The sequence below is a fragment of the Mycobacterium sp. genome (genome assembly GCF_049585075.1).
GTDB lineage: Bacteria > Actinomycetota > Actinomycetes > Mycobacteriales > Mycobacteriaceae > Mycobacterium.
The window spans coordinates 1-9,988 of the sequence record NZ_JBAUZA010000215.1 but is presented as its reverse complement, the minus strand read 5'-3'; the positions used below and the strand labels follow the sequence as shown (position 1 = coordinate 9,988).

Annotated in this window: 9 protein-coding genes; all 9 read right to left on the bottom strand. The window is 66.0% G+C overall.

The window, feature by feature from the left end:
* Window positions 1-918, bottom strand: a 918-nt coding sequence (locus WB785_RS10475) for an NADH-quinone oxidoreductase subunit M (RefSeq protein ID WP_424078956.1), incomplete at its 3' end; no start/stop codon positions are given.
* 14 nt (window positions 919-932) lie between these two features.
* A complete protein-coding gene (gene nuoL, locus WB785_RS10470; RefSeq protein WP_424078953.1) occupies window positions 933-2,816 on the bottom strand; it encodes an NADH-quinone oxidoreductase subunit L in 1,884 nt (627 codons plus the stop codon).
* A 4-nt stretch (window positions 2,817-2,820) separates the two neighbouring features.
* The gene (gene nuoK, locus WB785_RS10465; RefSeq protein ID WP_324436806.1) at window positions 2,821-3,120 is read right to left on the bottom strand and encodes an NADH-quinone oxidoreductase subunit NuoK; all 300 of its coding nucleotides are present in this window, start codon (window positions 3,118-3,120) and stop codon (window positions 2,821-2,823) included.
* Window positions 3,117-3,893: an NADH-quinone oxidoreductase subunit J gene (locus WB785_RS10460; RefSeq protein WP_424078952.1), complete on the bottom strand. Its 777-nt coding sequence runs from the start codon at window positions 3,891-3,893 to the stop codon at window positions 3,117-3,119. The genes nuoK and WB785_RS10460 overlap by 4 nt, the downstream gene beginning before the upstream one ends.
* Window positions 3,890-4,435 (bottom strand): NADH-quinone oxidoreductase subunit NuoI, encoded by a 546-nt coding sequence (nuoI, locus tag WB785_RS10455; RefSeq protein ID WP_424078951.1) that lies wholly within the window; start codon window positions 4,433-4,435, stop codon window positions 3,890-3,892. The genes WB785_RS10460 and nuoI overlap by 4 nt, the downstream gene beginning before the upstream one ends.
* Window positions 4,428-5,672: an NADH-quinone oxidoreductase subunit NuoH gene (nuoH, locus tag WB785_RS10450; protein ID WP_424078954.1), complete on the bottom strand. Its 1,245-nt coding sequence runs from the start codon at window positions 5,670-5,672 to the stop codon at window positions 4,428-4,430. The genes nuoI and nuoH overlap by 8 nt, the downstream gene beginning before the upstream one ends.
* Window positions 5,673-5,721: 49 nt before the next feature.
* The gene (locus WB785_RS10445) at window positions 5,722-8,121 is read right to left on the bottom strand and encodes an NADH-quinone oxidoreductase subunit G (RefSeq protein WP_424078949.1); all 2,400 of its coding nucleotides are present in this window, start codon (window positions 8,119-8,121) and stop codon (window positions 5,722-5,724) included.
* Window positions 8,118-9,440: an NADH-quinone oxidoreductase subunit NuoF gene (gene nuoF, locus WB785_RS10440; protein WP_424078948.1), complete on the bottom strand. Its 1,323-nt coding sequence runs from the start codon at window positions 9,438-9,440 to the stop codon at window positions 8,118-8,120. The genes WB785_RS10445 and nuoF overlap by 4 nt, the downstream gene beginning before the upstream one ends.
* Window positions 9,440-9,988: NADH-quinone oxidoreductase subunit NuoE (nuoE, locus tag WB785_RS10435; RefSeq protein ID WP_424078947.1), on the bottom strand; the 549-nt coding region annotated here is incomplete at its 5' end. The genes nuoE and nuoF, both read right to left, overlap by 1 nt.

Below are 9,988 nucleotides of genomic sequence, written 5' to 3'. Positions count from 1 at the left end.
GAAATACGTTGAGGCGTCAGGGAACAACTGCAGGCAGTACCGCAGCATGCCGAACGTGCCGACCTTGTCCATCACCGCGGTGATCAGGACCGCGGTCGCCGGTGTCGATTCCACCGCCGCGTCGGGCAGCCAGCGGTGGAACGGCCACAGCGGCGCCTTGATCGCGAACGCGAACATGAACCCCAAGAACAGCGCTTTGAGCACCGCCGAAGAAGCGCCGAGCGAACCCGACGAGACAGCGGCGACGATCTGGCGGAAGTCGAATGTTCCCGGACCATGTTGAGTGGTCACCACGTACAGCCCGATCACTGCGGCCAGCATGATCAGGCCGCCGAACAGGTTGTACAACAAGAACTTCACCGCAGCGCGGGACCGGTGGGCGCCACCGCCGAATCCGCCGATGAGGAAATACATCGGGATGAGCATCGCCTCGAAGAACACGTAGAACAGCAACACGTCCAGCGAAACCACCGAAACCAGCACCATCGACTCGATGGTCAGCGTCAGCGCGACGTAGGCCTGGGTGCCGCGCGGGCGCTCGCCACCTGACGATCGCAAGTCCGGCGAAGCCGGGCGCAGCGGGTCGTCAGCACGGGCAGCGTCGTTCCAGCCGCCCACCAGCAGCAGGGGCACCAGGATCGTGGTCAGCATTACCAGCACCAGCGCGATGCCGTCGACGCCGAGGGTGTAGCCGGCGCCGAATGCCGGTATCCAGCGGTGGGTTTCGACGAATTGGTACGTCGGCCCTCCGGCCTTGAACTCGACGGCGATCAGGATCGACACCGCCAGCACGGCCACCGAGACGGCCAGACCGGCCCACTTCGCGATTTGCCGCCATCCGGGTGGCATCAGGATAACGGCGATGGCACCGGCCAACGGCACCAGCCACAGCACGGAAAGCCACGGGAAGTTAGTCACGAGCGCCGCGCTGTTCACCACAGTCGCACCGCCAAGATCGCCGCGGCGACCAGCGCCGCGCCCACGAACATCGACAACGCATAGTTGCGGGCGAACCCGGTCTGCAATCCGCGCAGCCGGTCCGAGGTCCGGCTCACCAGCGTCCCAAGCGCGTTGACCGAGCCGTCCACACCTTCGTCGTCGAATTCGACCAGCGCGTGGGTCAATTGCGCACTGGGTCGCATGAACACCTCCTCGTTGAAGGCGTCGCCGTAGAGGTCGCGGCGCGCGGCGACCGTGAGCACCGATACGTCATCGGGGGCGGTATCGGCCACCTTGCGAAGGCCGTACAGCAGGACGGCCACGCCAATTCCGACCACGACGATGCCGACGGTGACGGTGGTGAACGCCCACGTCGGCAACGTGGGTGAGCTTTCCTCAAAAGTGACAACCGGTTCCAGCCAGTGCCGCAGCGTGCCGCCGATGGCCAGCAACCCGCCGGAGAACACCGATCCGACCGCGAGCAGGATCATCGGCCAGGTCATCACCGCGGGCGCCTCATGCGGATGTGCTTCTGCGGCCCAACGCTTTTGGCCGAAGAATGTCATCAGCATCACCCGCGTCATGTAGAACGCGGTGATCCCGGCGCCCAGCAGCGCTGCCCCGCCCAACAGGTAGCCGCGGATTCCGCCGGCTGCCAGTGCGGCCTCGATGATGGCGTCCTTGGAGTAGAAGCCGGCGAACGGCGGCAGTCCGATGATCGCCAGATAGCCCAGCCCGAATGTCGCGAAGGTGATCGGCAGCGCAGCGCGCAGCCCGCCGTAGCGGCGCATGTCCTGCTCCTCGTCCATCGCGTGGATCACCGCGCCGGAGCCAAGGAACAGGCCGGCTTTGAAGAATCCGTGGGTGAGTAGGTGCATGATCGCGAACGCGTAGCCGGCCGGGCCCAGGCCCGCGGCTAGCACCATGTACCCGATCTGGCTCATCGTCGACGCCGCCAGCGCGCGTTTGATGTCATCCTTGGCGCAGCCGATGATCGCACCGAAGAGCAGCGTCACCGCGCCGACGACGATCACGCCGAGCCGGGCGTCCGGCGTCAGGCTGTAGAGCGGGTTGCATCGCACGATCAGATACACCCCGGCGGTGACCATGGTGGCGGCGTGAATCAGCGCGGACACCGGGGTGGGACCCTCCATCGCGTCACCGAGCCAGGCCTGCAGCGGAACCTGCGCGGATTTGCCGCACGCGCCCGCCAGCAGCAGCAGCCCGATCGCGGTCAGCGCCGCGCGGGAAGCCCCCGGCGCTTGGCCGAACACCTCGGCATACGACAGCGTGCCGAAGTTGGCGAAGATCACGAACATCGCCAGCGCCAGTCCGGCATCCCCGACCCGGTTCATCACGAACGCCTTCTTGGCCGCCGTGGCGGCGGTCGGCTTGTGATACCAGAAACCGATCAACAGGTAGGACGCCAGGCCCACGCCTTCCCAGCCGGTGTAGAGGACCAGGAAGTTGTCGGCGACGACCAGCAACAGCATCGCTGCGAGGAAGAGGTTGAGGTACGCGAAAAACCTGCGGCGGTCGGGGTCTTCGGCCATGTAACCGACCGAGTAGATGTGGATCAGCGATCCGACACCGGTGATCAGCAGCACGAAGCAAATCGACAATTGGTCGATCTGCAGACCGACGTCGACTTGCAGACCACCGACGGGGACCCAGCTGAACAAGTTCTGGCTGATGGGTCGGGCGTCGCCGTGCCGGCCCAGCATGTCGACGAGCAGTGTCAGACCGACGCCGAACGAGGCCAGTGCGGTCGCGCAGCCCAGCAAGTGACCCCAGGGGTCGGTGCGTCTGCCGCCGAGCAGCAGGATCGCGGCGCCGGCCGCGGGGAGAGCTACGACCAGCCAACTCAAATGTGTCATCGACTCAGCCCTTGAGCAGGTTGGCGTCGTCGACCGAAGCCGATCTGCGGGCACGGAAGATCGTCATGATGATGGCCAGGCCCACCACGACTTCGCAGGCGGCGACGACCATCGTGAAAAACGCCACCATCTGGCCGTCGAGCTGACCATGCATCCGGGCGAACGTGACGAACGCCAAGTTGACGGCATTGAGCATCAGCTCCACGCACATGAACATCACGATGGCGTTGCGGCGCAACAGCACCCCGGCTGCTCCGATGGTGAACAACAGCGCCGATAGGTAGAGGTAGTTCTGCGGATTCATGACGCACCGTTTCCGTTTGTCCCGCGCGCGTGCACTTCCAAACCTTCGACCGTCCTCTGTTCCAGTACGTCGGGCACCGACATCCGGGAGTAGGAGCCGTCGGGGAGCCGCGCGGCCATGTCGACCGCGTTGTGCCGGGCATAGACACCCGGACTGGGCTGCGGTGTCGGGTGGCCACCGGGTTGGAAACGTTCGATCGACAGCTCCCGCTGTGTCTTTCGGCGCTCGAAGCGTTCCCGGTGCGCCAGAATCATCGCGCCGACGGCGGCGGTGATCAGCAGTGCGCTGGTCAGCTCAAACGCCCACAGGTAGCGGGAGAAGATCAACGTCGCCAAGCCCTCGACGTTGCCGCCGGCATTGGCCTTCGTCAATCCGGTGAAACCGCCGGCGGTAACGCGGCCGATGCCGGCGATCAGCACGATGCCGAATCCCACACCGGCAACCACGGCGGCCACTCGCTGTCCGCGCAGTGTTTCGACCAGGGACTCCGCGGAGTCAACGCCGATCAGCATCAGCACGAACAGGAAAAGCATCATCACCGCGCCGGTGTAGACCACAATCTGGACGACGCCGAGGAATAACGCATCCTGGATCATGTAGAACACCGCCAGGATGATCATCGTCATCGCCAGAAACATCGCGGAGTAGACCGCGTTGGCGGCCATCACCACGCCCGCCGCCCCGATCAACGCCAGCGTGCCCAGCACAAAGAACGTCACCGCCTCCCCAGTGGAGGTGCGGGTGATGATGTCGGCGGCCAACAGACTCGTCATTGCTCGACATCCGAATTCTGCTTGTCGCGCAAGCCTTCTGACGTCACGTTGCCGCGGTAGTAGTCGGCGTCCGTCGCCCCTTCGGCTCGTGGGTGCGGTGCCGGGGTCATCCCGGGCTCCAGCGGAGCCAGCAACCGGTCCTTCTCGTAAATGAGGTCGGCGCGGTTATCGTCGGCCATCTCGTAGTCGTTGGTCATCGTCAACGCGCGGGTCGGGCAGGCTTCGACGCACAGTCCGCACCCAATGCAACGCAAATAGTTGATCTGGTAGACGCGCCCGTAGCGTTCGCCGGGTGAGAAGCGCTCCCCCTCGTTGTTGTCGGCGCCCTCGACGTAGATGGCGTCGGCCGGGCACGCCCACGCGCACAGCTCGCAGCCGATGCACTTCTCCAAACCGTCCGGGTACCGGTTGAGCTGGTGGCGGCCGTGATAGCGCGGCGCCACCGGTCCGGGCTCCTCCGGATATTCCTCGGTGACAGGTCTTTTGAACATTGTCCCAAACGTGACGCCGAATCCGGCGAGGGAACTGAGGAACTTAGCCATTAGCAGCCTCCTTGGTCGCCGGTACCAGCGGCTGGCCCGGCAGTGGCGGCGTGGGGAATGCCGGCTCGAAGGGCTGTGCCCCCACCGGTGGTTCGTGACGTCTCTTCTCGCTTCGCTTGCTGCCGAAGGGGTTTCGCAGCAGAGCCAGCAGAACTGCGGTGACGGCAAGGCTGGAAATGACCAGTGCCGGTGTCCAGTGCGGATAACCCTCGTTGCGTAGCGTGCGGATCGTCGCGGCGATGAGCGCCCAGGCCAGCGACACCGGGATGAGGATCTTCCAGCCCAGCGCCATGAACTGGTCGTAGCGCAGTCGCGGCAGGGTGGCGCGCAGCCAGAAGTAGACGAAGAGGAACAGCCACACTTTGGCGGTGAACCACAGCACCGGCCACCAGCCGCTGTTGGCGCCGGCCCACATGTTCAACGGCAACGGCGCGTGCCAGCCGCCGAGGAACAGCGTCGCGGCCAACGCCGAGACCGTGGTCATGTTGATGTACTCGGCCAGGTAGAACATCGCGAAGCTCAACGAGGAGTACTCGGTGTGGAAACCGGCGACCAGTTCGCCCTCGGCCTCGGGCAGGTCGAACGGCGCCCGGTTGGTCTCACCGACCATCGACACCAGGTAGACCGCGAACGACGGCAGCAGCAGGAAGGCGTACCAGACCCGGTCTTGGGCCGACACGATTCCGGACGTCGACATCGTCCCGGCGAACAGGAACACCGTCGCGAAAGACAACCCCATAGCGACCTCGTAAGAGATCACCTGCGCGGTGGAGCGCACCCCGCCCAGCAGAGGATACGTCGAGCCTGACGCCCACCCCGCCAGCACGATGCCGTAGACCCCGATCGACGACAGCGCCAGGATGAACAGCACCGCGACCGGCAGGTCGGTCACCTGTAGCGCGGTGCGGTGCCCGAACACCGACACCTGCGGTCCGAACGGGATGAACGCGAAGGCGGTGATCGCGGGAATCGTCGAGATGGCCGGTGCCAGAATGAAGATCGGCTTTTCGACGCCGAACGGGGTGATGGGCTCCTTGAGCGCCAGCTTGATGCCGTCGGCCAGGCTCTGCAGATACCCGCGCGGGCCGACCCGGTTGGGCCCCCATCGCCGCTGCATCCGGCCGAGGATCTTGCGTTCGGCGAGGATCGCGACCAACACCGTCAGCACCAGGAAGACGAACACCGCGAGCGCTTTTGCGGCGATCAACCACCAGGTGTCGTGTCCGAAGCCGGAGATCATTGGCGCCGCTCCTCCTCATCGCTTCGCTCTGCATCGTCGCGACGCGTCATGACTTCACCCCGATCTGCACAACCGCGCCGGCTGACACACCCCACGACGGGTGCACCGCCGAGCCGGGTGAGTTCAACGGCAGCCACACCACATCGTCGGGCATCTCGGTGATGGTCAGCGGCAACGTTATTGCGCCGCGGGCAGTGCTGACGGTGACCTTGTCACCGTCACCGGCGCCGATGGCGTCCGCCGTTCCTGCGGATAGCCGCACGACCGGCGGGCGCGCGGTGCCGGCAAGGTGCGGCTCGCCGTCTTGTAGCCGGCCCGCGTCGAGCAGCATCCGCCACCCGGCCAATACCGCTTGGCCGGCAGCGGGTTTCGGGGCCGCGACGGCATCAACGTTCGGCGCGACACCGTGCGGGCCGTCCCAGATGCCCAGCCCATTCAACTCGGCGCGAGCCGCCTCGACGGTGGGCAGCCCCAGGTCGATCCCCATTTCGTCGGCCAGGGTGTCGAGAACTCGCAAGTCCGGTGTGGCGGTGGCGGGCAGGGCGGCCGAGAAGCTGCGGTGCCGGCCCTCCCAGTTGACGTATGTCCCGGACTTCTCCGCCGCGGGCGCGATCGGGAAAACCACATCGGCTCGTTCGGTCACCGCGCTGTGTCGCAGCTCCAGGCTTACGACGAAGCCCGCGGCGTCCAGTGCGGCCAAAACCGCGGCGGGATCGGCGAAGTCGTCGGCCTCGAGGCCGCCTACCAGCAGGGCGCCCAGCGTGCCGTCGGCGGCAGCGGCCAAAATCCCCTCGGCGTCGCGGCCATCGGCAGCAGGCAACTCGGAGACATGCCAAGCGGCTGATACCTGCGAGCGGGCAGTCTCGTCACCGAGCGGGCGGCCGCCGGGCAGCAGCCCGGGCAGCGCGCCGGCCTCCAACGCTCCGCGTTCTCCGGCGCGGCGAGGTATCCATGCCAGTCGCGCCCCGGTGGTGTCGGCGAGGCGGGCCGCGGCCGACAGTCCGCCGGGAACGCCGGCCAGCCGTTCGCCGACGATGATGATCGCGCCGGAAGTCGATAACAGGTCACCGAGTTCGCCGGTGGCCAGCCCGTCTAACACCGTGGCCTCGGCGCCGGGCACCGTCTGAATCAGCTTGCCGGACAACTTCTTCAACCCGTTGCTGGCGAACGGGGCGATTGCGTGCACCGGCAGCCCGTGTTTGCGGGCGGCCTTGCGCAACCGCAGGTACACGATCGGCGACTCTTCTTCGGGCTCGAAGCCGGCGAGCAGAACCACCGGCGCCGACTCGAGATCGGAGTAGCTGATGGTGAGCGGCCTGCCCGCAACCCGGGCTGCCAAGAATTGCCTCTCTTCGCTGGAGTGCGGACGAGCCCGAAAATCGATGTCGTTGGTGCCCAACGCAATGCGGGCAAATTTCGAGTAGGCGTACGCGTCCTCGAGGGTTAGCCGACCACCGAGCAGCACGCCGGTACCACCGGACGCGGAGTTGAGCCCCTCGACGGCAGCGGCCACCGCATGTGGCCACGAGGCCGGCGCCAGCGTGCCGTCGGCATCGCGCACCAGGGGAGTGGTGATCCGGTCGGGCTGGGTGGCGTAAGTGAAAGCCCACCGCCCTTTGTCGCAGTTCCACTCCTCGTTGACCTCGGGCTCGTCGCCGGCCAGCCGGCGCAGCACCTTGCTGCGGCGATGGTCGGTGCGCTGTGCGCACCCCGATGCGCAGTGCTCGCACACACTCGGGCTGGAAACCAGGTCGTAGGGGCGGGCGCGAAACCGATAAGCGGTGCCGGTCAGCGCGCCGACCGGGCAGATCTGCACAGTGTTGCCGGAAAAGTACGACTCGAACGGCTCGTTGGCGTAGATGCCGACTTGCTGCAGGGCGCCGCGCTCCAACATTTCGATGAAGATGTCACCGGCAATCTGCTCGGAGAATCGGGTGCAGCGCGCGCACAGGATGCAACGCTCGCGATCCAGCAGCACTTGCGAGGAGATGTTGATCGGCTTGGCGAACGTGCGCTTGACGTCGTCGAACCGGGAGTCGGCGCGGCCGTTGGACATCGCCTGGTTCTGCAGCGGACACTCGCCGCCCTTGTCGCACATCGGGCAGTCCAGCGGATGATTGATCAGCAGCAGCTCCATCACCCCGTGCTGGGCCTTGTCGGCGGCGTCGGAGCTGAACTGGGTGCGTACCACCATGTCATCGGTCACCGGGATGGTGCACGACGCCATCGGTTTGCGCTGTCCCTCGATTTCGACCAGACACTGCCTGCAGGCACCGACCGGATCCAACAGCGGGTGATCGCAGAACCGGGGAATCTGCACGCCGATCAACTCGGCGGCTCGGATCACCAAAGTGCCTTTGGGAACGCTGATTTCGGTGCCATCGATGGTCAACGTCACCAACTCCGGCTCAGTGACCTTCTCTCCGGTGTCAGCCGTTTGCGTCATGAGGCTCCATTCGGCACGAGCATGGATAGCTTGGGGTCGAACGGACATCCGCCGCCCTCGACATGCGCGACGTATTCGTCGCGGAAATATTTGATCGACGACATCACCGGGCTGGCCGCGCCATCGCCCAACGCGCAGAACGATTTACCGAGGATGGCGTCGGCGATGTCGTTCAGCTTGTCCAGATCCTCGGCGGTGCCCTTGCCGGATTCCAGGCGCTCGTAGATCTGGCTAAGCCAGAACGTGCCTTCGCGGCACGGCGTGCATTTGCCGCACGATTCATGCCGGTAGAAATCGGTCCAGCGCGCCACGGCGCGCACCACGCACGTCGTCTCGTCGAAAATCTCCAACGCCTTGGTGCCAAGCATCGAGCCGGCAGCTCCTACGCCTTCGTAATCCAGTGGCACGTCGAGGTGCTCGTCGGTGAGAAGCGGCGTCGACGACCCACCGGGGGTCCAGAACTTCAACTTGTGCCCGGCCCGCACCCCACCGGCGTAGTCGAGCAGTTCGCGCAACGTGATGCCCAGCGGCGCTTCGTACTGGCCCGGCCGGGTCACATGCCCCGACAGCGAATACAGCGTGAAGCCAGGCGATTTCTCGGTGCCCATCGACCGGAACCAGTCGACGCCGTTGAGGATGATCGGCGGAACGCTGGCGATGGTCTCGACATTGTTGATCACCGTCGGGCAGCCGTAGAGCCCGGCAACCGCGGGGAACGGCGGACGCAGCCGCGGCTGGCCGCGACGGCCTTCCAGCGAGTCGAGCAACGCCGTCTCCTCGCCGCAGATGTAGGCGCCGGCGCCGGCGTGCACCACCAGCTCCAGGTCGTAGCCGGAGCCGGCGATGTCGCGGCCCAGGAAGCCTGCGGCGTAGGCCTCGGCGACGGCGTTCTGCAGGCGCCGCAGCACCGGCAGCACCTCACCGCGGACGTAGATGAAGGCGTGGCTGGCCCGTATCGCGTACGACGCGATGATCACGCCTTCGATCAGGACGTGCGGGGTGGCCAGCATCAACGGAATGTCCTTGCACGTACCGGGTTCCGACTCGTCGGCGTTGACCACCAGGTAGTGCGGCTTGGCCGCCGGACCGCTGTCGCCTTGCGGGATGAACGACCACTTGGTGCCGGTCGCGAAACCCGCCCCGCCACGGCCGCGCAGCCCGGAGTCCTTGACGGCGGTGATCACGTCGTCCGGCTTCATCTTCAGGGCCTTGTGCAAAGCCTGGTAGCCGTCGTTGCGGCGATAGGTGTCAAGAGTCCACGACTCCGGGTCGTCCCAGTATCGGGTCAGCACCGGAGCCAACGGTGTTTGCGACGCCATTACCGGCCTTCCCCTGAATCCTCGGCCGCCGGGGCCGTCATGTTGCGTTCCTTGGCAATTCGCAGCCCGGCCAACGTGGCTTCGCCGGCACCGCCCTGGCCTTCGTCGGCACGCGAGTCGGGAAAACCGGCCAGGATCCGTTCGGTCTCGCGGAACTTGCACAGCGGGGCGCCGCGACTCGGCACCGGGGGTTTCCCGGCTCGCAGCCCGTCGACCAGCTTGCGTGCCGACTCCGGGCTCTGGTTGTCGAAGAACTCCCAGTTGACCATCACCACCGGGGCGAAGTCGCACGCTGCGTTGCATTCGATGTGTTGCAGGGTGATTGAGCTGTCGGCGGTGGTCTCGTCGTTGCCGATGCCGAGGTGTTCTTTGAGCGATTCGAAAATGGCGTCGCCGCCCATGACGGCGCACAGCGTGTTCGTGCAGACGCCGACGAGGTAGTCGCCGGTGGGCCCGCGGCGATACATGGTGTAGAAGCTCGCGACCGCCGCGACTTCGGCACCGGTCAGTCCGAGCTGTTCGCCGCAGAATTCCAAACCGGCCGGTGT